The 25,751-nt window shown below is 65.3% G+C and carries 20 protein-coding genes; 9 read left to right on the plus strand and 11 right to left on the minus strand.

Annotated features, from left to right (window positions below; genetic code table 11):
* Positions 1-16: 16 nt before the first annotated feature.
* Positions 17-118: a DUF559 domain-containing protein gene (locus AC1DNE_RS26305; protein WP_476767146.1), complete on the plus strand. Its 102-nt coding sequence runs from the start codon at positions 17-19 to the stop codon at positions 116-118.
* 498 nt (positions 119-616) lie between these two features.
* Here the strand turns inward: AC1DNE_RS26305 and AC1DNE_RS26310 are convergent, their stop codons facing one another.
* The gene (locus AC1DNE_RS26310) at positions 617-1,039 is read right to left on the minus strand and encodes a DUF2267 domain-containing protein (RefSeq protein WP_476767318.1); all 423 of its coding nucleotides are present in this window, start codon (positions 1,037-1,039) and stop codon (positions 617-619) included.
* A 93-nt stretch (positions 1,040-1,132) separates the two neighbouring features.
* On the opposite strand from AC1DNE_RS26310, the gene AC1DNE_RS26315 reads away from it, so the two are divergent.
* Positions 1,133-1,909, plus strand: coding sequence for a GmrSD restriction endonuclease domain-containing protein (locus AC1DNE_RS26315; RefSeq protein WP_476767317.1), 777 nt, complete (start codon positions 1,133-1,135; stop codon positions 1,907-1,909).
* A 71-nt stretch (positions 1,910-1,980) separates the two neighbouring features.
* Positions 1,981-2,700, plus strand: coding sequence for an HNH endonuclease (locus AC1DNE_RS26320; RefSeq protein WP_476767316.1), 720 nt, complete (start codon positions 1,981-1,983; stop codon positions 2,698-2,700).
* Positions 2,701-2,710: 10 nt separating this feature from the next.
* Here AC1DNE_RS26320 and uvrB read toward each other — a convergent pair whose 3' ends face one another.
* A complete protein-coding gene (gene uvrB / locus AC1DNE_RS26325) occupies positions 2,711-5,425 on the minus strand; it encodes an excinuclease ABC subunit UvrB (RefSeq protein ID WP_476841275.1) in 2,715 nt (904 codons plus the stop codon).
* A 159-nt stretch (positions 5,426-5,584) separates the two neighbouring features.
* Between uvrB and AC1DNE_RS26330 the strand changes: the two genes are divergently transcribed.
* Positions 5,585-8,980 (plus strand): class I SAM-dependent DNA methyltransferase, encoded by a 3,396-nt coding sequence (locus AC1DNE_RS26330; RefSeq protein WP_441473401.1) that lies wholly within the window; start codon positions 5,585-5,587, stop codon positions 8,978-8,980.
* A gap of 7 nt (positions 8,981-8,987) precedes the next feature.
* Here AC1DNE_RS26330 and AC1DNE_RS26335 read toward each other — a convergent pair whose 3' ends face one another.
* Entirely contained in the window at positions 8,988-9,359 is a 372-nt protein-coding gene (locus AC1DNE_RS26335; protein ID WP_476767314.1) for a hypothetical protein, read from the minus strand.
* 53 nt (positions 9,360-9,412) lie between these two features.
* Positions 9,413-10,678, minus strand: coding sequence for a TIGR03862 family flavoprotein (locus tag AC1DNE_RS26340; protein ID WP_476767313.1), 1,266 nt, complete (start codon positions 10,676-10,678; stop codon positions 9,413-9,415).
* 179 nt (positions 10,679-10,857) lie between these two features.
* Between AC1DNE_RS26340 and AC1DNE_RS26345 the strand changes: the two genes are divergently transcribed.
* Positions 10,858-11,178, plus strand: coding sequence for a YnfA family protein (locus AC1DNE_RS26345; protein ID WP_441473404.1), 321 nt, complete (start codon positions 10,858-10,860; stop codon positions 11,176-11,178).
* A 151-nt stretch (positions 11,179-11,329) separates the two neighbouring features.
* On the opposite strand, the gene AC1DNE_RS26350 is transcribed toward AC1DNE_RS26345, so the two are convergent.
* The 7 genes from AC1DNE_RS26350 to AC1DNE_RS26380 all read right to left on the minus strand — a co-directional run bounded on the left by AC1DNE_RS26350 (position 11,330) and on the right by AC1DNE_RS26380 (position 20,519).
* Positions 11,330-13,057 carry a Na/Pi cotransporter family protein gene (locus AC1DNE_RS26350; RefSeq protein WP_441473405.1) on the minus strand — a complete coding sequence of 576 codons (1,728 nt, stop codon included), beginning with the start codon at positions 13,055-13,057 and terminating at the stop codon, positions 11,330-11,332.
* A 152-nt stretch (positions 13,058-13,209) separates the two neighbouring features.
* Positions 13,210-14,277, minus strand: a complete 1,068-nt coding sequence (locus tag AC1DNE_RS26355) for an ABC transporter ATP-binding protein (RefSeq protein WP_441473451.1) — start codon at positions 14,275-14,277, stop codon at positions 13,210-13,212.
* A complete protein-coding gene (locus tag AC1DNE_RS26360; protein WP_441473406.1) occupies positions 14,271-16,490 on the minus strand; it encodes an ABC transporter permease in 2,220 nt (739 codons plus the stop codon). The genes AC1DNE_RS26355 and AC1DNE_RS26360 overlap by 7 nt, the downstream gene beginning before the upstream one ends.
* A 230-nt stretch (positions 16,491-16,720) precedes the next feature.
* A complete protein-coding gene (locus AC1DNE_RS26365; protein WP_441473407.1) occupies positions 16,721-17,758 on the minus strand; it encodes an ABC transporter substrate-binding protein in 1,038 nt (345 codons plus the stop codon).
* 103 nt (positions 17,759-17,861) lie between these two features.
* Positions 17,862-18,659 carry an inositol monophosphatase family protein gene (locus AC1DNE_RS26370; protein ID WP_476767312.1) on the minus strand — a complete coding sequence of 266 codons (798 nt, stop codon included), beginning with the start codon at positions 18,657-18,659 and terminating at the stop codon, positions 17,862-17,864.
* Positions 18,659-19,657 (minus strand): inositol 2-dehydrogenase, encoded by a 999-nt coding sequence (iolG, locus tag AC1DNE_RS26375; protein ID WP_441473409.1) that lies wholly within the window; start codon positions 19,655-19,657, stop codon positions 18,659-18,661. The genes AC1DNE_RS26370 and iolG overlap by 1 nt, the downstream gene beginning before the upstream one ends.
* A gap of 61 nt (positions 19,658-19,718) precedes the next feature.
* Positions 19,719-20,519, minus strand: coding sequence for an SDR family oxidoreductase (locus AC1DNE_RS26380; protein WP_441473410.1), 801 nt, complete (start codon positions 20,517-20,519; stop codon positions 19,719-19,721).
* Positions 20,520-20,869: 350 nt separating this feature from the next.
* Between AC1DNE_RS26380 and purU the strand changes: the two genes are divergently transcribed.
* The 4 genes from purU to AC1DNE_RS26400 all read left to right on the plus strand — a co-directional run bounded on the left by purU (position 20,870) and on the right by AC1DNE_RS26400 (position 25,749).
* A complete protein-coding gene (gene purU, locus AC1DNE_RS26385) occupies positions 20,870-21,733 on the plus strand; it encodes a formyltetrahydrofolate deformylase (protein WP_476767311.1) in 864 nt (287 codons plus the stop codon).
* A gap of 210 nt (positions 21,734-21,943) precedes the next feature.
* Positions 21,944-23,731 carry a peptide ABC transporter substrate-binding protein gene (locus AC1DNE_RS26390; RefSeq protein WP_441473412.1) on the plus strand — a complete coding sequence of 596 codons (1,788 nt, stop codon included), beginning with the start codon at positions 21,944-21,946 and terminating at the stop codon, positions 23,729-23,731.
* Positions 23,732-23,882: 151 nt separating this feature from the next.
* On the plus strand, positions 23,883-24,842 hold the full coding sequence (locus AC1DNE_RS26395) for an ABC transporter permease (RefSeq protein ID WP_476841276.1): 960 nt from the start codon (positions 23,883-23,885) through the stop codon (positions 24,840-24,842).
* Positions 24,808-25,749, plus strand: coding sequence for an ABC transporter permease (locus tag AC1DNE_RS26400; protein ID WP_441473414.1), 942 nt, complete (start codon positions 24,808-24,810; stop codon positions 25,747-25,749). The genes AC1DNE_RS26395 and AC1DNE_RS26400 overlap by 35 nt, the downstream gene beginning before the upstream one ends.
* The last annotated feature ends 2 nt before the right edge of the window (positions 25,750-25,751 follow it).

Raw genomic sequence — 25,751 nt, forward strand, 5'->3', positions numbered from 1 at the left:
GGCAAGGACCGCGGAAATCGAGCGGCACGGGTTCAAGCTTGTGCGCTTCAGCAATGCCGAGGTCATGGATAGCCGGGACGATGTCCTCGCCACCATCCGCACAGCAATAGGCGGATAGGTAGAGCCTTCATCGGCAGCAGCAGTCCCTCATCCCTGCCCTTCTCCCACACGGGAGAAGGGTTCCCCGCGCCTCACTTCAGCGCGCGCATCGAGGTCGTTCGAAATCGCGCGAGGCTTAGACGAAGGCGGAAGAGACGGTCATGGCGGGAGGATAGGCGATGGCCCCTCCGCCGACATGGTTGGGCTCGTCCCGACCATCCACGTCTTTGCAGGCCGCTACGTCCGCTTGGTCTCGAGGAGTCCGCCCATCAGCAACGTCGCAAGACGTGGATGCTCGGCACAAGGCCGAGCATGACGGTGAGGCTCCCGAACCTCGCCGTCCTTTCCTTCTCCCGGAGGGGAGAAGGTGGCGCGGAGCGCCGGATGAGGCGTGTGCCGTTGCCGCAGAAGGCGCAACGGAGCCGTTTCGGCTGACGATCAGCGGCGCTCCCTCACCCCTGCCCCTCTCCCATCCGAGAGAGGGGTTCCCCGCGTTTCACGCGTCAGCGCGGGGGCCCTATACCACCGCCCAGAACTCCCGCGCGCCCGGCGGCAGCTCGTCCAGCGCGCGCTCGAAGGCTTGCGCTTCGACATGCCGGCGCAGGGCGCGGGCGACATCGGCGATGCCGGTTTCAGGGAGGAGCGTGTGGTCGTGGCGGTGGCCGATCGCCTCGCGCGTCAATGCCGCGCGGTCGGCGAAGGGTTTTGGCGGCTGCGCCGTGTTCCAGCCCTGCAGGAACATGGCACGGAGCAGCGGTGGCAGGGCGTTCGCGAAGGTCACGCCCTCCGCCGGCGTCAATCGCGCCCGGAAGGTGACCAGCACGGCCAGCACCGCCGCATAGCTCTGATGCGTGGTGCCGAGCCCAAGCTCATCGCGCGCATCGAGCAGGAAGCGTTCGAAATCGCGCGAGGCGTGGACGAAGGTGGAGGGGACGGTCATGGCGATGGCATTTTTGAGCATCTTTATTGAGTAAGCTGCCTCTTTACATCGGAACTGCGGCATGCTCGTTTTTCTTGGGGAGGCGCTCACCGAATGCCTGATACAGTTATTTTAGACGCAATGATTGCTCGCGATGATTTTGCAGTTAAAGGCCCGCCAATGTCTTCTGCGGAGCCTATCAAGGCCCTCTCTATAGAGAGCCTTGGAAGCAACGGAATGCTAGTCCCGCTGCTAAGAAAGCCGGATTTCCAAAGAGAAACAAATCATTGGACGACAAAACAGGTTGTCAGTTTTCTAGAGAGCTTTCTAGACAATGAATTAGTCCCGTCCATAATTCTTTGGCAGTCTGAGTCTTACGTTTTTGTTATCGATGGCGGGCATCGAATCAGCGCGCTCAAAGCTTGGATCAACGACGACTACGGCGACGGACCGATCTCCCTAAAATACTTCTCCAATAATATTTCTATTTCTCAAAAAAAGACAGCAGATAAAACAAGAAGAGAAGTAGAAAAAACCGTTGGAAAGTACACTTTAGTTAAAGACGCCCTTGTAAATCAAAGCTCCCACACGCCGGAGCGGGTAGCGCGCGCGCGTAATATGGCAACGCGCTCATTGTCTCTACAGTGGGTAAATGGCGACGCCGACAAAGCTGAGAGCTCGTTCTTCAAGATCAATACGCAAGGAACCCCCTGGACGCTTCGGAAGAGTTACTCTTGCGAAACCGCACTAGATCGATTGCGGTTGCGGCTCGTTCTGTCGTCAGAGCCGCGACCGGCCACAAATACTGGTCAAAATTCCCTGACGAGACTCGAGAAAAAATCGAAACTCAAGCGAAGATACTCCATCAAAATTTCTTCGCCCCTGAAATAAATATTCCCATCAAGACGCTCGACCTACCTATCGGCGGCACGAAATCACCGCTCAATGCCCTAGAATTACTTATGAATATAATTTCAATAACAAGTGCAAAACAAGGAACAACCCGCCAACCCATCGATGAATTCGACGAAGACTCAGATGGAAGCAAAACTATCAGTGTTCTGAAAAACACAATTTCGGTAATGAGTCGGATTTCCGGGAACGATTCTGGCAGCCTCGGCCTTCACCCTGCCGTCTACTTTTATTCTGAAAGAGGACGCCACATACCCGACCTTCTTTTGGGAATGATTCTATGCTTCAAAAAGCATATATCAAATAACAATGACCAATTTTTCCGAGATTTCTCTGACCATAGATCAGATATAGAGAAATTTATTATAGCCAATAAATCACTTATCACTCAATCTCTTCAAATAGCTAGAAGCAAAAATAGATTTGAAAGAGCATCCGACATGATCGATTACATGGTAAAAAATCTTAAATTAGGGAAAAAATTCAAAATTGAAGACCTTGTATCTGTAATAGTTCCGAATTCAGAAGGTAAGATACTAGCTTTAAAAGAAAAAGCTACGTCTTCAAATTTTTCAGACGACACAAAATCCTCTATATACATCAAAGAATCTCTAAAAAAATCCGTAAAATGCCCGATCTGCAAAGGTCTCCTAGATCCAACTCGATCAGTTTCTTACGATCACATTCAACGAGTCCGCGATGGCGGAAAGGGCTCAGCCGAGAACGGACAGCTAACTCATCCCTACTGCAATTCGGGAATTCGGTGTTAGCATCCGCAAGCTACCTCTGCCGCCGTCTCTCCGCCGCCCCCTTAGGCCGCGACTCCGGCACCGGCCCCATCTCGTCCAGCGTAGGCTTCCGCACCCGTGAGGTCAGCGGCTCGGGCGCCGCGCCGCGCTTCGGCCGGCCTTCGCCGCCGCCGAGATTATGCGGGCCCATGTCCTCGTCCGTCGGCTTGCGGGCGCGGCTTTTGTAGACGCCGTCGCCTGCCGGCGAGGCTTTTGTCGGCGGCAGGTTGGCGCTGGAGCCGTAGCTGCGCTCGCCCTTGTACTTGCCGGCGCTGGCCTCGACATCGCTCTGGCGGGCGAGCGGGTCGTCCGAGATCGCCAGCTCCGTCGCCTGCAGGCGCTTGATCTCGTCACGCAGACGCGCGGCGGTCTCGAATTCGAGGTCGGCCGCGGCCTCGCGCATGCGCTTCTCGAGATCGGCGATCGCGGCCTTGAGGTTGTGGCCCGAGGCCGGCGCCACCAGCCCCTTGTCGACCGTGACATGGTCGCGCTCATAGACCGAGCCGAGGATGTCGCCGATGTTCTTCTTCACCGTCTGCGGCGTGATGCCGTGCTCTTCGTTATAGGCGACCTGCTTCTCGCGGCGGCGGTTGGTCTCCGCCATCGCCCGCTCCATCGAGCCGGTGATGTGGTCGGCATAGAGGATGACCTTGCCGTCGACGTTTCGGGCGGCGCGGCCGATGGTCTGGATCAGCGAGGTCTCGGAGCGCAGGAAGCCCTCCTTGTCGGCGTCGAGAATGGCGACGAAGCCGCATTCGGGGATGTCGAGGCCCTCGCGCAGCAGGTTGATGCCGACCAGCACGTCGAAGGTGCCGAGCCTGAGGTCTCTGAGTATCTCGATGCGCTCGATCGTGTCGATGTCCGAGTGCATGTAGCGCACGCGCACGCCGTTCTCGTGCAGGTATTCGGTGAGGTCCTCGGCCATGCGCTTGGTCAGCACGGTGACGAGGGTGCGGTAGCCCTTCTGCGTGACCTCCTTGACCTCGTCGAGCAGGTCCGCGACCTGGTGCTTGGCGGGGCGGATCTCGACCGGCGGGTCGATCAGCCCGGTGGGCCGGATGACCTGCTCGGTGAAGACGCCGCCGGTCTGCTCCATCTCCCAACTGCCGGGCGTGGCCGAGACATGCACCGACTGGGGCCGCATCGCGTCCCATTCCTCGAAGCGCAGCGGCCGGTTGTCCATGCAGGAGGGCAGGCGGAAGCCGTATTCGGCCAGCGTCGCCTTGCGGCGGAAGTCGCCCTTGTACATGGCGCCGATCTGCGGGACCGAGACATGGCTCTCGTCGGTGAAGACCAGCGCGTTGTCGGGCAGGTATTCGAACAGGGTCGGCGGCGGCTCGCCCGGCTTGCGGCCGGTGAGATAGCGCGAATAGTTCTCGATGCCGTTGCAGGAGCCGGTGGCCTCGATCATCTCGATGTCGAAGGTGCAGCGCTGGTCGAGCCGCTGCGCCTCGAGATAGCGTCCCATGCGGTTGAGCTCGTCGAGGCGGGCCTTGAGCTCCTGCTTGATCGATTTCACCGCCTGGGTCAGCGTCGGGCGCGGCGTGGTGTAGTGCGAATTGCCGTAGACCTTGATGAATTCGAGCTCGCCGGTCTTCTGGCCGGTGAGCGGATCGAACTCGCTGATGCTCTCGACCTCGTCGCCGAACAGGCCGATGCGCCAGGCGCGGTCCTCATAGTGCGCCGGGAACAGCTCGATCACGTCGCCGCGCACGCGGAAGGTGCCGCGGGCGAAATCGCCGAGGGTGCGCTTGTATTGCAGGGCGACGAGATCGGCGATGAGCTGGCGCTGCTCGATGCGCTCGCCGAGCTTCACCGAGAAGGTCATCGCCGTATAGGTCTCGACCGAGCCGATACCGTAGATGCAGGAGACGGAGGCGACGATGATCACGTCGTCGCGTTCGAGCAAAGAGCGCGTCGCGGCGTGGCGCATGCGGTCGATCTGCTCGTTGATCGAGGATTCCTTCTCGATATAGGTGTCCGAGCGCGGGACATAGGCCTCCGGCTGGTAGTAGTCGTAATAGGAGACGAAGTACTCGACCGCGTTGTCGGGGAAGAAGCTCTTGAACTCGCCATAGAGCTGCGCCGCCAGCGTCTTGTTGGGGGCGAGGACGAGCGCCGGGCGCTGCGTCTCCTCGATCACCTTCGCCATGGTGAAGGTCTTGCCCGAGCCGGTGACGCCGAGCAGCACCTGGTCGCGCTCCTGCCGGCGGATGCCGTCGACGAGATCGGCGATCGCGGTCGGCTGGTCGCCGGACGGGGAGAAGTCCGACTTCATCGTGAAGGCGATGCCGCCTTCCGACTTCTCGGGGCGCGGCGGGCGATGCGGCGTCCAGGCCTTGCCCGGATCGATGAAGGGACTGCCGGTTTCGAGCAGATGCTGCAGCGACGTCGCGGTCGCGGCCGCCGCCCCCTCGGCGCCGGCGAAGGCGGAATCCGCCTTCTTCGACAGCTTCTTCTTCGGCCTGATATCGTCATCGCCCGGGCGCGCTTCAACCTCGTAGCCGGCCTGCGGCACATCCTTGAAGCCCGAGGCGCCGCCCGGCACCGCCGTGCCGCGGTTGATAGCGGGGTTCAGCAGATCGGCGAGATAGCCCTCGAGCGGCTTCAGCTCGGGCTTCGACGCCTTGGAGTTCGGCGTGCGGGCCGAAGACGGCTTCTTCGCGGCTTTCGGCTTGGTCGCGGTGGTGTCGGAGCTTTTCGGCATGGCCGCAATATGGGGCGGAACGGCTGTGGATGCGAGAGGGTGCGGCGCCTCGCCCGCGCGATTGGTGACAGGAGTTGACAGGGGGGCATCTTGCTATTTTAAGTTGTATATAGTGGCCGAGAACAACCAAAAGGACGGACCATATTGAGGGGTAGGTCCGTGCCGGCGGGCGATGAAATCGAGACCTTCATCGCCCGCTGGCGGGTCTCGGAGGGAGCGGAGCGCGCCGCCTATGCGCAGTTCCTCAGCGAGCTCTGCCGGCTGATCGGCGTCGAGCCGCCGCAGCCGCCGACCAGCGATTCCGGCGCGGTGACCTATCGTTTCGAATACCCCGTGCGCTTTCCCGACGGGCAGGGCGGGCACAGCACGGGGCGCGTCGACCTCTACAGAAAGGGTGCCTTCGTCCTCGAAGCCAAGCAGAGCCGGCTGAAGGGACAGGCGAAGGAGATATTGCCGGCGCAGGGGGTCCTGCCCTTTGCGGAGCCGGCCGGGCCGCGCGGCCGGCGCGGCGCCGATCGCGCCTGGGACGTGCTGATGCTCAACGCCAGGCGCCAGGCCGAGGACTATGCCAAGGCCCTGCCGGCCTCGCATGGCTGGCCGCTCTTCCTGATCGTCTGCGACGTCGGCCACTGCTTCGAGTTCTACGCCGATTTCACCGGGCAGGGTAAGAACTACGTCCAGTTCCCAGACCGGCAGAGCTACCGCGTCTATCTCAACGATCTCCGCGACGAGGCCGTGCGCCAGCGCATCGCGATGGTCTGGACCGACCCGCTCTCGCTCGACCCGACCCGCCGTGCGGCGCGCGTCACCCGTGCCATCGCCGAGAGGCTGGCGGCAGTGTCCAAAGCGCTGGAGCGCGCCCACGACCCGGAGGAAGTCGCGCTCTTCCTGATGCGCTGCCTGTTCACGATGTTCGCCGAGGATGTCGGGCTGATCCGCAAGGACGCCTTCAAGACGCTGCTGCGCGAATGCCGCGACGATCCCGAATCCTTCCTGCCGCTCGTCTCGGAGCTCTGGCAGGCGATGGACAAGGGGCATTACTCGACCTCGGTGCGCGAGCGGATGAAGCGCTTCAACGGCAAGCTCTACGAGGATGCGCAGGTATTCCCCCTCGGGCGCGAGGAGATCGGCGAATTGCTGGCCGCGGCCGAGCACGACTGGAAGGAGGTCGAGCCCGCGATCTTCGGCACGCTGCTCGAGCAGGCGCTGGACGAGAAGGAGCGCGCCCGGCTCGGCGCCCATTACACGCCGCGCGCCTATGTCGAGCGGCTCGTCGTCGAGACGGTGATCGGGCCATTGCGGGACGACTGGCGGGCGGTGCTCGCCGCCGCCCAGCAGGCGCGCGATGGCGGCGACGCGAAAAAGGCACTGGCGCTGGTCGAGAGCTTTCACGAAGCCCTGTGCCGGACACGCGTGCTCGATCCGGCCTGCGGAACCGGGAACTTCCTGCACGTCGCTCAGGAGCTGATGAAGAAGCTCGAAGGCGAGGTGCTCGACGCCGCAAGTGAGCTCGGCAGTGCCGAAGCACTCGGCGGCTTTGCGCGACATGCGGTAGGTCCGCACCAGTTCCTCGGCATGGAGATCAATCGCCGCGCTGTCGCCATTGCCGATCTCGTGCTTTGGATCGGTCATCTGCAATGGCATTTCCGCACCCGCGGTTTCGCTCCCAAGGAACCGATCCTCGAAAAGCTCAACCACATCCACAAACGTGACGCCGTTCTGTCGTGGGACAACTGGCCGATCCCGGACTGGCGCAATGGCAGGGAGTTCCTGCCGAATCCACGCCGCCCGGAATGGCCGGAGGCCGAGTTCATCGTCGGCAACCCGCCTTTCATCGGCGGCAAGGATCTGCGCAGCCGACTCACCGACGTCTACGCGGAGGCGCTGTGGGCGACGCATCCGCAGATGAACGAGAGCGCAGATTTCGTGATGTACTGGTGGAACCGGGCCGCCGAATTGTTGACCGAGCCCGGCACGCGCCTGCGGCGCTTCGGCTTCGTCACCACCAACTCGATCACGCAACTCTTCCAGCGCCGCACGATCGAGCGGCATCTGACGGCGCGACGGCCGCTCTCGCTGGTCATGGCGATCCCCGACCATCCCTGGACCAAGGCCGGCAAGGACACCGCCGCGGTACGCATCGCGATGACGGTGGCGCAGGCAGGCGAGCGTCATGGAAGGCTCTGCCAAACCCTCTCCGAAGCTGCTCTCGACACCGATCAACCGCAGATCGAATTGAGTGCGCGCGAGGGGCGGATCAATTCCGATCTGACGGTGGGAGCCGATACGAGCCAAGCCATGGGCCTTCAGGCCAATGTCGGGCTCAGTTCACGCGGCATGATGTTGTTCGGCAAGGGGTTCATTGTGTCACCCCAGCAAGCGGAAGCGCTCGGGCTCGGGCGCAGGGCGGGCCTGGAGGAGCACATCCGCATCTATCGCAACGGCCGCGACCTCATGGCCCGCCCACGAGGCGCGATGGTCATCGATCTCCATGGACTCCGGTCCGACCATGTCCGGGAACAGTACCCCGAGATCTATCAGCATCTGCTCCGGACGGTGAAGGTGGAGCGGGATCGCAACAGAGATGCCGACATAAAAGCGCGATGGTGGCTCTTCGGACGAACACGCGATGAAATTCGCCCCGCCCTCGCCCCGCTCCAGCGCTATATCGCCACGGTCGAGACCGCGAAGCACCGTGTCTTCCAGTTCCTCGACGCGTCGATCCTGCCCGACAACATGCTGGTCGCGGTGGCGTTGTCCGATGCGTTCCATCTCGGCGTGCTGTCGTCGCGCATCCACGTCGCTTGGTGTCTGGCGCAAGGCGCGACACTGGAAGATCGCCCGCGCTACTCGAAATCCCGCTGCTTCGACCCCTTCCCTTTCCCCGATGCGGCCGAGCTTCAGAAGGAAGCCATCCGCCGACCTGCCGAGAAACTGGATGCCCTGCGCAAAAAGGTGCTGGCCGATCATCCCGATCTCACCCTGACCAAGCTCTACAATGTGCGCGAGGCGATCCGGGCCGGGCGCACCCTGACGACGGCCGAAGGCGATATCCGCGACCGCGGGCTCGTGCTGATCCTCGACGAGCATCACGACGCCATCGATGCCGCGGTCGCCGCCGCCTATGGCTGGCCGGCCGATCTGGCGGGCGAGGAGGTACTGGCGCGGCTCGTCGCCCTGAACCGGCAGCGCCTGCAGGAAGAGGGGCGTGGCATGGTGCGCTGGCTGAGACCGGACTATCAGCGCCCGCGCTTCGGCGATGCCGGCCGAGGCGGCGAGCAGATCGAGGCGGAAGAGCTGGTCGCGACGCTGCCGGGAGGCGCGGGCCGGCCGCTCTTCCCGACCGACCCGGTGGAGCGCGTGGCCGGCGTGCTCTCGGCCCTGGCCTGTGCCGCGACGGCGCTCGACGCCGCCGGAATCGCCGCGCGCTTCCGGCAAGGCCGCAAGGTCGAGCGTGCCATACGCGACATCCTGATCCCGCTGGCGCGCGTCGGCGAAATCTCGACAGCAGATGGCGGGCGCAGTTTCGCGCGCCGGCTGAGCGCCACGGGATGAGCGGGCATCACGGGCGCTTCTGCTCGCCTCCCTCGTCGGCCCGGTCGAGCTCCGCCTTCTTGCGCTCGCACCAGGCGCGGCCCTCGTCGCCACCCCAGAGCAGCCAGGCGACCCAGCCGGCCGAGGGATTGTCCTTGTCGCCGAAGCCCTTGGCCTGGCAGTCGGCAGCGTGGCGGGCGAAGTAGCTCGCCATGCGACGCACGGTTTCCTCGCTCAGGGGCCTGCGGTGGCTGAGATCGCGGGCCCTGGCCACACCGATCTGCGTCCCGCCGCGGTTGAACCTCTGGCGCAGTCTCAGGCCCTTCGCGGCCGCCTTGGCGACGGATTCAGGCGGCGTGAGGTCGACATGCCGCATCGCAGCCGCTCCCCTCATGGTCATCCCACGACACTCCCTGCTTCCATGCTGAAGCAACGCCGAGGGGAAGCCGAGGTTCAACCATTCGGGCCGGATAGGCGCAACCAATCGTCGATTCCAGCCGCCGCGGCCACGCCCGTCGCGAAGCTCGCCTGCAGCAGATAGCCGCCGGTGGGCGCCTCCCAGTCGAGCATCTCTCCGGCGACGAAGACGCCCGGCAGGCGCTTTAGCATGAAGCCGGCATCGACTTCGTCGCGGGCGATGCCGCCGGCCGTCGAGATGGCGCGCGCGATCGGCATGGACGCATCGAGGCGCAGCGGCACCGCCTTGATCAGCGCCGCCAGCCTGTCCGGCTCCGTCGGCAGCGCGGTCCCCGCCGACTCGCGCATCAGGGCGGCAGCGACGGGCGCGAGGCCAGCGGCCTTGCGCAGATGATTGCTCAGCGTCTCGCCCTTGCGGCGTTTCGCGAGGCGTGCGGCGATATCGCCCACCGCGAGATCGGGCCGCAGATCGATCGTGATCTCGGCCACGCTAGCGCGCATGATCGCCTCACGGATCGGACCCGAGAGCGCGTAGATCGCACCGCCCTCGATACCATCCGCATCGATCATCGCTTCACCGGCGGCTTCCTCGCCGCCGAAGCGAATGATGATGCGCTTGAGCGGCTGCCCGGCGAAGCGCTCCTGCATCAGCGGCGACCAGGCGACCGTGAAGCCACCATTTGCCGGCCGGAGCGGGGAGACAGCAACGCCGCGCCCTTCCAGCAGCGGCACCCAGCCGCCATCGGAGCCGAGCCGCGGCCAGCTCGCACCGCCCAGCGCCAGCAACACCGCATCGGGCCGGATCGTTTCGGTTTCGTCGGAAGCGAGTTTGAAGGTCGGCGCTCCCGCCTCGTCCCAGCCAGTCCAGAGCCGGCCCGATGCCAGCCTCACCCCCAGCCCGTCCAGCCGCCGCAGCCAGGCGCGCAACAGCGGCGAGGCCTTCATCGCACGGGGGAACACGCGACCGCTCGACCCGACGAAGGTCTCGGCGCCGAGTCCGTCGGCCCAGCCGCGCAGCGCCTGCGGCGGGAAGGCCCGCAGCACCGGCTCCAGCCAGTCCTTCGCCTCGCGATAGCGGCCGAGCAAGGCTTCAAACGGCTCGGAATGGGTGAGGTTCAGGCCGCCGCGCCCGGCCAGCAGGAACTTGCGCGCCGGCGAGGCCATGCGCTCATAAATCGTGACCCGATGCCCGGCACTGGCCAGCCGCTCGGCGGCGATCAGCCCGGCGGGGCCGGCGCCGATGATGGCGATGTTACGTATCGGCTTTTCCACCGCAGCCCTGTTCTCATCTGGGCGCGTCATCCCGGGCGCAGCGAAGCGAAGACCCGGGATCCATGCCTGAAGGTTCCTCGGACATGTTCCGGCATGGATCCCGGATCGGCGCCGCTCACGCGGCTTGTCCGGGATGACGGCATGTTTCCGTTCGAAGGCTTAACGCTTTAGACTGGCGCCCTCGCTTCGAAAAGCCCACCAGAACCGCCATGCCGACCATCGCCGCCTATATCGGCGCCGCACTCTTCGAGATCGCCGGCTGCTTCGCCTTCTGGGGCTGGCTCAGGCTCGGCAAGCCGATCTGGTGGCTGCTGCCGGGGATGCTGTCGCTCGGGCTCTTCGCCTGGCTGCTGACGCTGGTCGAGAGCGCGGCGGCCGGGCGGGCCTTCGCCGCCTATGGCGGGGTCTACATCGCCGCCTCGCTCGGCTGGCTCTGGGCGGTCGAAGGGGTGAGGCCGGATCGCTGGGACCTGACAGGCGGCGTCATCTGCCTCGCCGGGGCCGCGATCATCCTCGCCGCGCCGCGGTAGCGTGCGCTTCCTCCAGCCCTCATCCTGAGGAGCCCGCGTGAGCGGGCGTCTCGAAGGATGCTTCAGGAGGCTCCCCCGCTGTCTCGAACATCCTTCGAGACGCAGCCTCCGGCTGCTCCTCAGGATGAGGGCTGAGGGGGTCGGACGACCTTCACCCGCCCGAATGCGGGGCGGGGATGAGCACGGCCGGCGTCTCGCGATTGCGCGCCGCTTCCTTGGTCTCGCGCAGGCGGCTCTCGCGCAGCTCGTTGGCGCTCTCCAGGATCGGATAGGCGATCGAGACGATATGGCCGTGGATGCGCTTGAGGTCCCGGATGATGTCGAGATGGATCGCGCTGGTCTCGATCGATTCCGGCCGGCCCGAGCGCAGGCGCTGGAAATGGCTGTCGGTGGCGCGCCGTTCGGCCTCGCGCATCGCCGCCTTGTCGGCGAAGAGCTGGCGGGCGAGCACGAGGTCGCGCGTCGCGAAGACGTTGAGCGCCAGCGCCAGCGCCGAGGCGACGCGCTGATGGAAATCGCGGATCTCGGCCAGCCCCTCGGGAGAGAAGGCGTAGCGCTTGCGGATCTTCTTCTCGGCGAGCTCGCGCAGGTTCTTGTCGATGATGTCGCCGATATGCTCGAGATTGGTGATCAGGGTGATGATCTCGAACAGGCGGCGGCTCTCCTCCTCGGTCAGCTCGTTGCGCGAGACCTTGACCAGATAGAGCTTGATCGACTCGTGGATGGTGTCGACGCCGTCATCGGCCTGGGCGATGGCGCGGGAGAGCTTGAGTTCGTCCTTCTCCAGCAGGGTCATCGTGTCGCGCAGCATGGCCTCGACGCGGTCGCCCAGCCGCAGCGCCTCGCGCATCGCGCCGGCAAGCGCCTCGGTCGGGCTGTCGAGGGCGTTGGGGTCGAGATAGCGCGGCGCCACGGCTTCCGCCTTCTCCTGCTTGCCAGGCATCAAGCGCTCGACCAGGGCGGAGATCGGCCCGACGAAGGGCAGGAAGATCAGCGCGCCGACCAGATTCAGCCCGACATGGAACTCGATGGCGAAGCGCTGGCCGGTCATCGGCAGGCTGGTGAGCCAGGCCGAAAGCGGGCCGACGAAGGGAATGACCGCGAGCGCCAGCAACAGACGGGTCAGCAGGTTGCCGACAGCGGCGCGGCGCTGGGCGGCGGGCGCGCCGAGCTGGTCCAGCACCGGGATCAGCGCATTGCCGAGATTGGCGCCGATCACCAGCGTCAGCGCGGTCGCCGGCGGGAACAGCCCGGAGGCGGCGAAGGTCGCGACCAGCAGGATGACCGCGATGCTGGAATGCACCATCCAGGTCGCGGCGACGGCGACGAGGACGGCGAGCAGCGGCTCGCTGCCGATGGCGCCGAGGATGACCCGGAAGGTCGGCGACTGGGCGAGCGGCGCCGCCGCGGTGTTCAGCTCGATCAGCGACAGCAGGATCAGGCCGATGCCGACCAGCACGCGGCCGATATTGCGCGGCCGCTCCATCGCCTCACTCGACAGATACATGGCGACGCCGATGGCGATGCACAGGCCCCAGAGCCAGCCGAGATCCATCGAGATGACGAAGGCCGCGAGCGCCGTGCCGAGATTGGCGCCGAGCAGCACCGCGAGCGCCATGGCCGAGCCGATCAGCGCCTGCCCGGCGAAGGAGGAGACCAGCAGCGTCGTGGCCGTCGAGCTCTGCAGCACCATGGTCACGACGACGCCGCTGCCGAACGCAGCGAAGCGATTGCGCGTGAAGCTCTGCAGGGCATGCCTGAGCTGCGAGCCGAAGGCGCGCATCGCGCCGGTTCGCACCAATCTGACCGCCCAGATCAGCAGCGCGACGCCACCGGCCAGATGGATCAGGATATTGGTTGCGCTCTCGCCCGTGGCCATTTTTGTGCGGTCTTTTCCCGATTCAGGTGACGATGACAGGCTGAATCTAACAGTTTTTGATTAGCCAACTCAACAGATATAAGCAGTGAAAGTGCTGAGAATGCGGCAGATTCCTGCCGCATATGTGAGCGATTTCCTGCGTCTGGCGGCCTTCAGGCCGGCGGAATCAACGTCACGCCCGATTTCGCGAAGGAAACCGCGACCGGAGCGCCCTGCTCCAGCAGCTCGCGGGCACCATACTGCACCACGAAAAGCTCGCCGACCTCGGTCTCGACCATGATGTCGAGGTGATTGCCGAGATAGGCGCATTTGCGGATCGTGCCCGGCAGGGAGCCAGCCAGACCGGTCTCGCCGAGCAGCAGCGATTCCGGCCGGATCGCCACCTTGGCCGGGCCGGGACCGAGCCCGCGCGCCGGCAGCGACACGGTGGCGGAGCCGATTCCGACATCGGCGCGGCCGTCGGCCACCGCCTTCACCGTGACATCCACCAGATTGGCGTCGCCGATGAAGTCGGCGACGAAGGCGTTGGAAGGCTGCTCGTAGAGGTCGCGCGGGGCGCCCTCCTGCGCGATCCGCGAATTCGACATCACGATAATGCGGTCGGAGACGGCAAGCGCCTCCTCCTGGTCGTGGGTGACGTAGGCGACGGTCAGGTTGAGATCCTGCTGCAGCTCGCGGATCTCCTCGCGCACACGGCGGCGCAGCTTGGCGTCGAGGTTGGAGAGCGGCTCGTCGAAGAGCAGGACCTGCGGCTCCAGCACGAGGGCGCGCGCCACTGCGACGCGCTGCTGCTGGCCACCGGAAAGCTCGGACGGGTAACGGTTCTCGAAGCCCTTGAGGCCGACGAGCGCCAGCTTCTCCAGCGCCATCTGCTTCGCCTGCTCCTTGCCGAGGCCCTTCACGGTGGGGCCATAGGCCGCGTTCTCCAGCACGCTCATATGCGGGAACAGCGCATAGGACTGGAAGACCATGGAGACGTCGCGGTCAGCCGCCGAGAGCTTGGTCACGTCCTTGCCGCCGATCAGGATCTGGCCCTCGCTGGCGATCTCGAGCCCGGCGATCATGCGCAAAGTCGTGGTCTTGCCGCAGCCGGAGGGGCCGAGCAGCGTGACGAGCTGGCCGGCCTCTATGGTGAAGTTGACATTGTCGACCGCCGTCACCGCGCCGTAGCGCATGGAGACGTTGCGGAACTCGACGGAAGCGGGACCGGCCTTCACGATGCGGCTACTCCTGGCTTGAGCGGCTCGGCAGCCGAACTCGACAGCGGGATGAGCTTGCGGCGGCCGAGCTTGCGCTCGCCGACGCCGAGCTGGATGAGGCCGATGCCGAGCGCCATGAAGACGATCAGCACCGAGGAATAGGCGATGGCGAGGCCGAATTCGCCCGCCTCGACGCGCCCCACGATATAGGCGGTGGAGAGGTTGTACTCGGCCGAGACCAGGAAGATCACCGCGCTGACCGCCGTCATCGAACGGACGAAGGAATAGACGAGCGCCGAGACCAGCGCGGGCTTCAGCAACGGCAGCACGACCCGCCAGAGCGTGGTGAAGCTGCGGGCGCGCAGCGTGGTCGAAGCCTCGTCCAGGCTCTTGTCGATCTGCGACAGGCCGGCGATGCCGGAGCGGACGCCGACGGGCATGTTGCGGAAGACGAAGGCGATGATGAGGATCAGCCCCGTGCCGGTGATCTCGATCGGCGGCACGTTGAAGGCGAGGATATAGGCGACGCCGAGCACCGTGCCGGGGATGGCGAAGGAGAGCATCGTCGCGAATTCCAGCCCGCCGCGGCCGCGAAAGCGCTGGCGCGTCAGCAGATAGGCGGTGAGTAGGCCGATCACCGCCGTCAGCGGCGCCGAGATCGCCGCGACCTTGATCGTGGTGAAGAAGGACGGCCAGGCCGAGCCCTGGAAGTAGATGCCGTTGCTGAAGTCGATGGCGAAGCCGGTGAGATAGTGCTGCAGCGTCGGCGTGAAGTCGCGGCCCATGTTGCGGACGAAGCCGCCGATCAGGATGACGACGTAGATCACCAGCGTCAGCGCCACCCAGGGCACGATGACGGCGACGGAGAGCCAGGTGATGCGGCGCGGCAGCGGCGTCGGCAGGCCGGCATCGCCCTTGCCGGTCACGGTCGTGTAGGATTTTCCGCCGAGCCAGCGCTGCTGCACCCAGAAGGCGCCGAGCGTGAAGGCGAGCAGCACGATCGCGAGCACCGCCGCCTGCCCCTGATTGTAGGAGGCGCCGACGACCGCGAAGAAGATCTTGGTCGAGAGCACCTCGAAATTGCCGCCGAGCACCAGCGGATTGCCGAAATCGGCCATGCTCTCGACGAAGCCGAGCAGGAAGGCGTTGGCGATGCCGGGCTTGAGCAGCGGCCAGGTCACGGTGCGGAAGGTCTGCCAGCGCTTGGCGCCGAGCGTCTGCGAGGCTTCCTCAAGACTTGGGCTGATGCCCTGCACCACGCCGATCAGCACGAGGAAGGCGATCGGCGCGAAGGCGAGCACCTGCGCCAGGAGCACGCCCGGCAGGCCGTAGAGCCAGCGCGAGCGCGGGATCGCGAACCATTCGTAGAGCAGCGTCGAGAAGGCGCCGGCCCGGCCGAAGAGCAGGATCAGCGCGAGGCCGATGACGAAGGGCGGCGTGATGATCGGCAGCACCGTCAGCGCGCGCATGATGCGCTTGCCCGGCATGCCGGTGCGCAGGATGAGCAGCGCGCAGGCGAGACCGAGCAGCGTGGTGATGACGCCGCAGAGCACGGCGAGGACCAGGGTGTTCCAGGCGACGCCGCAATTGGTGTTGCTGGTGACGCAGCCCAGCCCCCAGATCGAGGAATCGAGGAAGCGCTCGATGAAGGCCGAGGGCGCGAAGGCGCCGCTCTGGTCGACCAGCGCGCTCTTCAGGATGATCGAGACGGGGAAGAAGATGAAGACGCCGATCAGCAGGATGACGAGGCCGATCGTCGAGACGGTGAAGAGATCGCCGCGGCAGACCCCGCGATAGGCGAGGCCGTGACAGAGCAGGAAGAGCAGCGACAGCAGCGTGAGGAAGGCGCCGCCGCCGATGCCGCGCTGGGCGGCGCCGGCCCCGCCGAGCAGGGCGGCAAGCCAGGAAATGCCCTGGTCCTTCAGGACGATGGAGAAGGCCTGGGCGAAGAACAGGACCATGCCGAGCAGGCCCGCCCAGACCAGAACGCGCGCCGTGCGCTGCCGGTCCTGGCTGCCCCAGAACAGCGTCGCCGCCGCGAGCGCGACGCCGACCGGCAGAAGCCAGGGCGTCTGGCCCGAAAGAGCCAGCGCCAGCGCGCTCCCGGCCTTGCCGAACGGATATTCGCCGAGCCAGCCCCAGCTCGTCAGGCTCATGCCCTCGACGAGATACCAGGGCATCAGCGCATAGCCGAGCCAGCCGATCAGCAGCACGAGTCGCGTCGCCGGTGCCATGCTTGCCCTGCCCTCACAGTTTCCGTTGGCCCGAACCGGTTGCCCCGGCTTTCAGAGCCCAGCCCTTGTCCTGCGCCCGAACCCCCAGCGTCATCCCGGACGCAACGAAGCGGAGATCCGGGATCCATGCCGGAGCGCATCCGGCGGAGGTTCAGGCATGGATCCCGGGTCAAGCCCGGGATGACGGCGTGTTTCCGAGATCATCCGGAAACACGCCGGAGAGACGCGCCTTACTTCGGCAGCGCCTTGACTTCCTTGTCCCACTTGGCGAGCAGGCGGTTGCGCTCGGCCGAGGAGCCGTATTTCACGAAGTCGTAGTTGATCAGCTTCATCTGATCCATCTTCGGCGACTGCGCCGGCACCGGCGAGGCCTTGTTCGACGGAACCTGATAGGACTTCGCCGGGGCGGCCAGCGCCTGGGCCGCCGGGGTCAGGGCCCAGTCGTAGAACTTCTTGGCGTTCTCGAGATTGCGCGCGCCCTTGACGATCGACATCGAGCCGATCTCGTAGCCCGTGCCCTCGCAGGGTGCGACAGGCTTGATCGGGTCGCCCTGCACGGCGAAGACCACCGCGTCATGGATGAAGACGATGCCGACGGCGGTCTCGCCGAGGCTCGCAGCCTTGGCCGGCGCCGCGCCCGACTTGGTGTACTGGCTGACGTTCTTGTGGAGCTGCTTCAGATAATCGAAGCCCTTCTCCTCGCCCATCAGCTGCACGACGGTGGCGAGCAGGTTGTAGGCAGTGCCCGACGAGTTGGGATCGGCGACCTGGACGTCGTCCTTGAGCTTGGGATTGAGCAGGTCGGCCCAGCATTTCGGCTCAGGGATTCCCTTCGCCTTGATCTGCTCGGTGTTGTAGCCGAAGCCGAGCGCGCCGGCGTAGATGCCGACCGAGCGCTGCTTGGCGGCCTTCCACTGATCGAGCGCCCAGCTATGCAGCTCGGCGTTCTTCGGCGACTCGTATTCGAGGGTCAGCCCCTCCTCCGCCGCCTGGAGATGCGGATCGCCGGTGCCGCCCCACCAGATGTCGCCACGCGGGTTGGACGACTCTGCCTTGAGCTGGGCATAGATCTCGCCCGCCGATTTGCGGGTCATGGCGACCTTGATGCCGGTGTCCTTCTCGAAGGCCGTCGACATGGCACGGCACCATTCCTCCTGCACGCCGCAATACATGACGAGCGAGCCTTGGGCGCGGGCCGGGGTCGCGGCGAAGGCCGCGGTGGCGAGGGCGGCGAAGAGACCGGCCCTGAGCCAGGATTTCGATGACATGGTAACCTCCCTGATCGAAGAACCCGGCTTCTCTGTCCGGTTCTTGTGACTGCCGTGAAACTGAGACGAATGGCCGCGAAAGATCAATGAAATACAGCGCCGGCTAAGCGATTCCTGTGATCTCCCTGAGCACGGGAGCCAGTTCCGGCGTGCAGCACAGGATGGGATTGCCCTTTGCAATCCCCTCGCCGGCGAAGAAATCGTTGATGGAGGCGCCCGCCTCGCCGGCGATGACGATGCCGGCGGCCACGTCCCAGGCGTTGATGTGCAGCTCGGCATAGGCATCGCTGCTGCCGTCGGCGACATGGCAGAGGCCGAGAGTGCCGGAGCCGCCGCGCTTCATCGCGGCCCCCGCGGCATAGCCACGTTCGATCACCTTGAGATAGCTCGCCGCGGGCATGCGGGTCGACCATCCCAGCTCGACCGAGGCGCGGGCGATGTCTGTGGCGGCGGAAACCTTGATCGGATCGCCGTTCAGGGTCGCGCCGGCACCGCGACGGGCAGCGTAGACCTCGCCGAGCGCCGGCGCGGCGACGACGCCGATCTCGGGCACCCGGTCTGCGAGAAAGCCGATCGAGATGCACCAGTTGCGGTCGCCATGGGCGAAGTTCGCCGTGCCGTCGATCGGATCGAGAATCCAGACCGCGTCGGACGCCTGGCCCCCGCCCTCCTCGCCGATGACGGAATCGTTCGGGAACAGCACGGAGAGGCGCTGGCGCAGGAATTCCTCGACCTTGCCGTCGGCGACGGTCAGCCAGTCCTGCGCGCCCTTCATGGTGACGCCGAGGGATTCGCGCTTGTTGAAATAGCCCAGGGCCAGATGGCTGGCCTCGGCCGCAAGGCCGAGCGCCGCGTAATAGCGCAGGTCGCGTTCCGCCGGGGTCATCGAACCACCAGCCATCACTTGGACTCCAGATCGACGCGGACGGGCTTGCCGGTCTGCGCGGATTCGGTCGCGGCGTCGGCGAGGATCTGGGCCTTCAGCCCGTCGAGGCCGGTCGGCGAGGCCACGGCCTTGCCGTTGCAGGCGGCGATGAAGGCGTCGAGCTCGGCGCGGTAGGCAGCGGCATAGCGTTCCAGGAAGAAGTTCTGCACCGGGTCGGCGCGGAAGCCCTGCCCCGTCGCGATCTCGACCGTGGTCTCGTGGATATTGCCGGCGCGCAGCATGCCCTTCGAACCGTGGACCTCGATGCGCTGGTCGTAACCATAAGTCGCGCGGCGGGAGTTCGAGATCTGGGCGATGCGGCCCGAGGCCGTCTTCATGACGACAGCTGCGGTGTCGACGTCGCCGGCCTCGCCGATCGCCTTGTCGACCAGGGCGGAGCCCAGCGCGAAAACCTCGACCGGCTCTTCGGCCAGGAGGAAGCGCGCCATGTCGAAATCATGGATCATCATGTCGCGGAAGAGCCCGCCCGAGCGCTTGACGTAATCGACCGGCGGCGGCGAGGGATCGCGCGAGATCACGGTGACGATCTCGATCGCGCCGGCCTCGCCCGCGCGCAGACGCTTCTCCAGCGCCGAGAAATTCGGATCGAAGCGGCGGTTGAAGCCGATCATCAGCGGCTTGCCGGATTTTTCGACCGTCGCAAGGCAGCGGCGGATCCGGGCAGCGTCGAGATCGACCGGCTTCTCGCAGAACACCGCCTTGCCGGCGGAGACCGCCTGTTCGATCAGATCGGCATGGGTGTCGGTCGGGGTGCAGATCAGCACGGCGTCGATGGCAGCGTCGGCGAGGATCGCCTCGGTGCTCGTCGCCTTCGCGCCGGCGGCGGCAGCGAGCGAAGCGGCAGCCTCCGGCATCGCGTCGGTGACGGCGACCAGCTCTGCATCGCCACGCGCGGCGACGTTCAGCCCATGGATGCGCCCGATGCGGCCGGCGCCCAGCAATCCGATCTTCATGGTCGTCTTCAGTCCTGTGGTCTCGTCCGGCAGTCGTCCTGCCGCGAATGGGCCCCGAGCGCTAGTCGTGCGCGCCGAGAATGTTCTGGTCGAAATCGATGTTGGCGCCGGTCAGCAGCCCCGACTCGGCCGAGGCGAGATAGGCCACGGCCTTGGCGACCTCGCGCGGATCGATCAGCCGGCCGAAGGGCTGGCCGGCGGCGGCCTCGTCGAGCCAGCCGTCCTTGGCGTCGTGGCGCAGCTTCATGATCGCATCCTCGCCCGGCGTCGCCATCCAGCCGATATTGAGGCCGTTGACGCGGATGCGGTCCTTGATCAGGCCATAGGCGACGTTCTTCGTCAGCACCGCGAGCGCACCCTTCGAGACGCTGTAGGCCGAGAGGAAGGGCTGGCCGCCATGGGCCGACATCGACTGGATGTTGACGATCGCCCCCTCGATGCCGTGCCGGCGCATCAGCTCCGCCGCGTCCTGGATCAGGAAGAAGGGCGCGCGCAGATTCACCGCCATGATGCGCTCGTAAAGCGCGGGCGAGGTGTCTAAGATCGTGCCGCGATCGGTGTCGCCGGCCGCGTTGACGAGGATGTCGAGCCTGCCGAAGGCTTTCTCGGCGGCCGGGACGATCCGCCTGACGGCGTCGAGATCGGCGAGATCGACCTGATGGAAGCGGGCATCGCAGCCTTCGGCGCGCAGGCTTTCCGCCACGGCCTCGCCGCGCGCGGCATTGCGCCCGGTCAGCAGCACCGCCTTGAGGCCGCGGCCGACGAATTCGCGCGCGATCGCCTCGCCGAGGCCCTGGCTGGCACCGGTGATAATGGCCGCCTTGCCGTGAAGGTCACGGCTGAACGAACTGGTTTGCGGCAAGGCTGCTGGCTCCCGGAAAACGGCAGGAATTTTTTAGGCCTCCCGCTCAATGGAATAAACATTCCATTTTCGACATGAGCGAGTCAAGGCGATCCGGAAGCCTGCGTTGACAAAAAGCGCCGAAGGCGGTGTTTCATCCCGCATGGTCCCCGACCAGCGAGCCCATGTAGCCCATACGATCATGACGACCGCGAGACCCCAGGCCCTTTCCCGGCCACAGCGTCGTTCGGAACCGGCCGCCTTCGGGCGTGCGACCGGCCGAGGTTGACGGCAGCGCGCCGCGCGCAGCCGTCCTCTCTCCCTGTCTTCATCGTTTCCCTGAAAGGGCCGCCAGCCCGGCGGCGTCAGCCATGCTCGATCTCAGCTCGACCCTCACCCTCTCCTGCCCCAACCGCCCGGGCATCGTTGCCGCCGTCTCGACCCTGCTGTTCGAAGCCGGCTGCAACATCCTCGACGCCCAGCAGTTCGACGATACCGAATCCGACCGGTTCTTCATGCGCGTCGTGTTCAACCGCCTCGACGGCAGCCAGCCGCACGAGGCCATCGCCGAAGCGCTCGCCGCGCTCGGCCAGCGCTTTGGGATGGAACTCAGCCTGCACGAAGCCAGCCGCAGGAAGCGCGTCATGCTGCTGGTCTCGAAGTTCGATCATTGCCTGGCGGACCTGATCTACCGCTGGCGGATCGGCGAATTGCCGATGGACATCACCGGCGTCGTTTCAAATCACGCGCGCGAGCATATTGCCTCGACCGACCTCGGCGACCTGCCCTTCCATCACCTGCCGGTCACCCGCCAGACCAAGATGGAGCAGGAAGCGGAGATCTGGCGGCTGATCCAGGAAACCCGGACCGACCTCGTCGTCCTGGCGCGTTACATGCAGGTGCTGTCGGACGGGCTGTCGGCCAAGCTCGCCGGGCGCTGCATCAATATTCATCACTCCTTCCTGCCCGGCTTCAAAGGCGCCAAGCCCTATCATCAGGCGCATGAGCGCGGGGTGAAGCTGATCGGCGCCACCGCGCACTATGTGACCCCCGATCTCGACGAGGGCCCGATCATTGAGCAGGACGTCGAGCGGATCTCGCACCGGGACACGCCCGACGACCTCGTCCGCAAGGGGCGCGATATCGAACGGCGCGTCCTGGCGGGCGCCGTCCTCCACCATCTGGAGGACCGCATCATTCTCAACGGAAAGAAAACTGTCGTCTTCACCGGATGACCCGCATAAAATTGCGATCCCCCCGCAAGCGGAAGGCACATTCATGCAAAGGCGCCCGTTTCCGGCCGTTCGGGGTCGCCACGGGGACATGGCCGTCCCGCGCTGCACAGTTGACGCTTTCGTTGGCACATGCCTTGCTGAGCCCATCAACGAGAAAACGGCGCGAAAGCGCTGGGGATGACTTTTTGTTTTTTAGGTGGAGGCAATCCGATGAATGAGCAGGAAATCCGCGGTCTCGTCGCGGATGTGAAGGGTGGCGCGATGTCGCGACGATCCTTCATCCGGAAGATGGCGGCAGTCGGTATCGCCGCCCCGATCGCGAGCCAGATTCTGGTCTGGAACGGTGTGGCGATGGCCGATGCCACGCTGCCCTACAAACCGACGAAGGCCGGCGGCGGCGGTCCGCTCAAGATCCTGCTCTGGCAGGCCCCGACCCTGCTCAACCCGCATTTCGCCTCCGGCACCAAGGATCAGATCGCCTCGCGCATCTTCTTCGAGCCGCTCGCCGGCTGGGACAAGGAAGGCAACCTCATTCCGCAGCTCGCGGCCGAAGTGCCGTCCCGCGCCAATGGCGGCCTCTCGGAGGACGGCAAGGCCGTCACCTGGAAGCTGAAGCCGGGCGTGAAGTGGCATGACGGCAAGCCGCTCACCGCCGACGACGTCGTCTTCACCTGGGAATATGCCAGGGATCCGGCGACCGCCGCCTACACCACCGGTGCCTACAAGGACATCAAGGTCGAGAAGGTCGACGACCTCACCGTCAAGGTGATCTTCCCCGAGGCCACGCCGTTCTGGGCCGACGCTTTCGTCGGCGTGACCGGCCAGATCCTGCCGAAGCATCAGTTCGGCGATTACATCGGCGCCAAGTCGCGCGAGGCTCCGGGCAACCTGAAGCCCATCGGCACCGGCCCCTACAAGTTCGTCGAGTTCAAGCCGGGCGACATCATCACCGCCGAGCGCAATCCCGACTACCACGTCAAGAACCAGCCGCATTTCGACACGCTCGAGGTCAAGGGCGGCGGTGACGCAGTCTCGGCGGCGCGCGCCGTGCTCCAGACCGGCGAATACGACTACGCCTGGAACCTGCAGGTCGAGGACGAAGTCCTCAAGCGCATGGAGACCGGCGGACGCGGCAAGGTCAGCGCCGTGCCTTCGGGCGACATCGAGTTCATCATCCTGAACCCGACCGACCCGTGGACCGAGGTCGATGGCGAACGCTCGAGCATCAAGACCAAGCACCCGACGCTGTCGGACCCGGCCGTGCGCCAGGCGATCAACCTGCTGATCGACCGCGACTCGGTCCAGAAGTTCATCTATGGCCGCGGCGGCACCGCCACGGCGAGCTTCGTCAACGAGCCCAAGCAGTTCAAGTCGACCAAGCTCAAATACGAGTTCAACATCGACAAGGCCAACAAGATCCTCGACGACGCCGGCTGGAAGAAGGGTGCCGACGGCATCCGCGAGAAGGACGGCAAGAAGCTCAAATACGTCTTCCAGACCTCGATCAACGCCCCGCGCCAGAAGACCCAGGCCATCATCAAGCAGGCCTGCCAGCGCGCCGGCATCGACCTTGAGCTCAAGTCGGTCACGGCTTCGGTGTTCTTCTCGTCGGACGTCGCCAATCCCGACACCTACACCAAGCTCTATGTCGACATGGAGATGTACACCACGACGCAGCCGCAGCCCGATCCGGAGCGCTTCCTCAACCAGTTCACCTCCTGGGAGATCGCGACCAAGGAGAACAAGTGGCTGGGCCGCAACGTCTCGCGCTACTCGGACCCCGAGGCTGACAAGGCCTACAAGGCCGCCCAGAAGGAACTCGACCCAGCCAAGCGCGCAGCGCTGCTGATCAAGGTCAACGAGATCTTCTGCGAGGCCAACATCATCCTGCCGCTGCTCTCGCGTACCCGCGTGGCGGCCGCCCTGAACAACATCTCCCACGACCATTCCGGTTGGGACGTCGATACCTGGAACCTCGCGGCCTGGTATCGCAGCTAAGTGCCGAACAGCCTCTCGCGGAGAGACAATCTCCGCGAGAGGCGCTTTTGCACCGGCTCATCGCTCGGCCTTCGGCAGCTGCAGGGATGATTTGGTTGCAGTCGGCGTTCAGTCCGCGGCGGCGCCGCGCACGCAAAGAGAAAAACACTAGATGGCGACATATCTGATACGGCGGCTTCTGATCGCCATTCCAAGTCTACTCGRAATCAGCCTGATCCTGTTCACGGTGCTCGCATTGGCGCCGGGCGATCCGTTCTCCGAAATGGCGACGAATCCCAACGTGCCGCCCGAGGTGCGCGAGGCCATCCGCGCCAGCTTCGGCCTGAACGACCCGATCATGGTGCGGTATCTGCGCTGGCTCGGGGCCATGGTGCAGGGCGACTGGGGCTTTTCCTTCGCCAGCCGCATCAATGTCGACCAGCTCATCCTGCAGCGCGTGCCGACGACGCTGTTCGTGGTCGGCTCCTCGCAGATCCTGGCGCTGTGCATCGCCCTGCCGGTCGGCATCTTCGCGGCGACGCGGCCCTATTCGATCTTCGATCAGATCGCCAACACGCTCGCCTTCGTCGGCTTCTCGCTGCCGACCTTCTTCACCGGCCTGCTCTTCATCCTGCTCTTCTCGGTGACGCTGGACTGGTTCCCCTTCGTCTACCGCTCCGACGTCGCTGCGACAGGCTGGCGCTGGTACTGGGAGATGTTCCGCCAGGCGATCATGCCGATCATGGTGCTCGGCCTGTTCCAGGCAGCCTCCTATACGCGCTATGTCCGCTCGGCCGTGCTCGACGTCATCCGGCTCGACTACGTCACCACCGCGCGCGCCAAGGGCCTCAGCGAGCGCACGGTCACGCTGCGGCACATCACGCGCAACGCACTGATACCGGTCGTGACCTTGGTCGCGCTGCAGATGCCCGCCGTCTTCGGCGGTGCCATCGTGACCGAGCAGATCTTCCGAATCCCCGGCATCGGTTCGCTTCTGATCGACGCGATCCTCGCCAACGACACACCTGTGATCATGGCCGTGACGTTCGTCTTCGCCTGCCTGGTGGTCCTGTTCAATCTCATCGCGGATGTCCTTTATGGCTGGCTCGACCCTCGCATCTCCTTCAGCTGATCCGACGGTGACGGCAGCCGCCGCCACCGCCGTGGTCTCGCCGGGGCGCGAGACGTGGCGCCGGTTCCGCCGGCACAAGCTCGCCATGGCCAGCACCTTCGTGCTCGCCTTCCTGATCCTCGGCGTCGTCGTCGGCCCCTGGTTCTGGCCCATCCCGATCAACGACATCGATTTCTCGGCGCAGCTCCAGGGTCCGTCCTGGGCGCACCCGCTCGGCACTGACGACCTCGGCCAGGATATCCTGGCGCGGATGATGTATGGCGGGCGCATTTCGCTCGCCGTCGGCCTCGCCGCGATGATCGTGGCGACCATCGTCGGCGTCGTCATCGGCGCGTTCGCCGGCATGTCCCGCAAGGTGGCCGACCCCGTCCTGATGTGGGTGACCGACCTGTTCCTGTCGCTGCCGCAGCTGCCGCTGCTGCTGCTGATCATCTATCTGTTCCGCGAGCAGTTGAAGGCGGTGTTCGGCGTCGAGGGCGGCGTCTTCGTGCTGATCGTCGTCGTCATCGGCGGGCTGCGCTGGATGCCGGTGGCGCGCCTGGTGCGCGCGCAGTTCCTCTCGCTGCGCGAGAAGGAGTTCGTCGAGGCGGCCCGCGCCCAGGGCGCGACCAAGCTCCGCCAGATGACGCGCCACATCCTGCCCAACGCGCTCGGTCCGGTCATCGTCGCCTCGACGATCGAGGTCTCTTCCGCGATCATTGCGGAATCGACGCTCTCCTTCCTTGGCCTCGGCTTCCCGCCGGACATCCCGACCTGGGGGCGCCTGCTGTTCGACGCCAAGGACCACCTCGACTCGGCGCCGCACTGGGCGCTGTTCCCCGGCGCCGCGATCTTCCTGACCGTGTTGTCGATCAACTTCATCGGCGACGGTCTGCGCGATGCGCTCGACCCGCGTCGTGTGATCTGATC

This window comes from Allobosea sp. 05L423 (assembly GCF_056397745.1).

Excerpts from the sequence above, each read along its gene's own strand:
- AC1DNE_RS26390 (WP_441473412.1), top strand. The coding sequence starts at position 21,944 with ATGAATGAGCAGGAAATCCGCGGTCTCGTCGCGGATGTGAAGGGTGGC.
- AC1DNE_RS26345 (WP_441473404.1), top strand. The coding sequence starts at position 10,858 with ATGCCGACCATCGCCGCCTATATCGGCGCCGCACTCTTCGAGATCGCC.
- AC1DNE_RS26340 (WP_476767313.1), bottom strand. The coding sequence starts at position 10,678 with ATGACGCGCCCAGATGAGAACAGGGCTGCGGTGGAAAAGCCGATACGT.
- AC1DNE_RS26315 (WP_476767317.1), top strand. The coding sequence starts at position 1,133 with ATGCCTGATACAGTTATTTTAGACGCAATGATTGCTCGCGATGATTTT.
- uvrB (WP_476841275.1), bottom strand. The coding sequence starts at position 5,425 with ATGCCGAAAAGCTCCGACACCACCGCGACCAAGCCGAAAGCCGCGAAG.
- AC1DNE_RS26365 (WP_441473407.1), bottom strand. The coding sequence starts at position 17,758 with ATGTCATCGAAATCCTGGCTCAGGGCCGGTCTCTTCGCCGCCCTCGCC.
- AC1DNE_RS26310 (WP_476767318.1), bottom strand. The coding sequence starts at position 1,039 with ATGACCGTCCCCTCCACCTTCGTCCACGCCTCGCGCGATTTCGAACGC.
- AC1DNE_RS26350 (WP_441473405.1), bottom strand. The coding sequence starts at position 13,057 with ATGGCCACGGGCGAGAGCGCAACCAATATCCTGATCCATCTGGCCGGT.
- AC1DNE_RS26360 (WP_441473406.1), bottom strand. The coding sequence starts at position 16,490 with ATGGCACCGGCGACGCGACTCGTGCTGCTGATCGGCTGGCTCGGCTAT.
- AC1DNE_RS26400 (WP_441473414.1), top strand. The coding sequence starts at position 24,808 with ATGGCTGGCTCGACCCTCGCATCTCCTTCAGCTGATCCGACGGTGACG.
- purU (WP_476767311.1), top strand. The coding sequence starts at position 20,870 with ATGCTCGATCTCAGCTCGACCCTCACCCTCTCCTGCCCCAACCGCCCG.
- AC1DNE_RS26320 (WP_476767316.1), top strand. The coding sequence starts at position 1,981 with ATGAATATAATTTCAATAACAAGTGCAAAACAAGGAACAACCCGCCAA.
- AC1DNE_RS26335 (WP_476767314.1), bottom strand. The coding sequence starts at position 9,359 with ATGACCATGAGGGGAGCGGCTGCGATGCGGCATGTCGACCTCACGCCG.
- AC1DNE_RS26370 (WP_476767312.1), bottom strand. The coding sequence starts at position 18,659 with ATGGCTGGTGGTTCGATGACCCCGGCGGAACGCGACCTGCGCTATTAC.
- iolG (WP_441473409.1), bottom strand. The coding sequence starts at position 19,657 with ATGAAGATCGGATTGCTGGGCGCCGGCCGCATCGGGCGCATCCATGGG.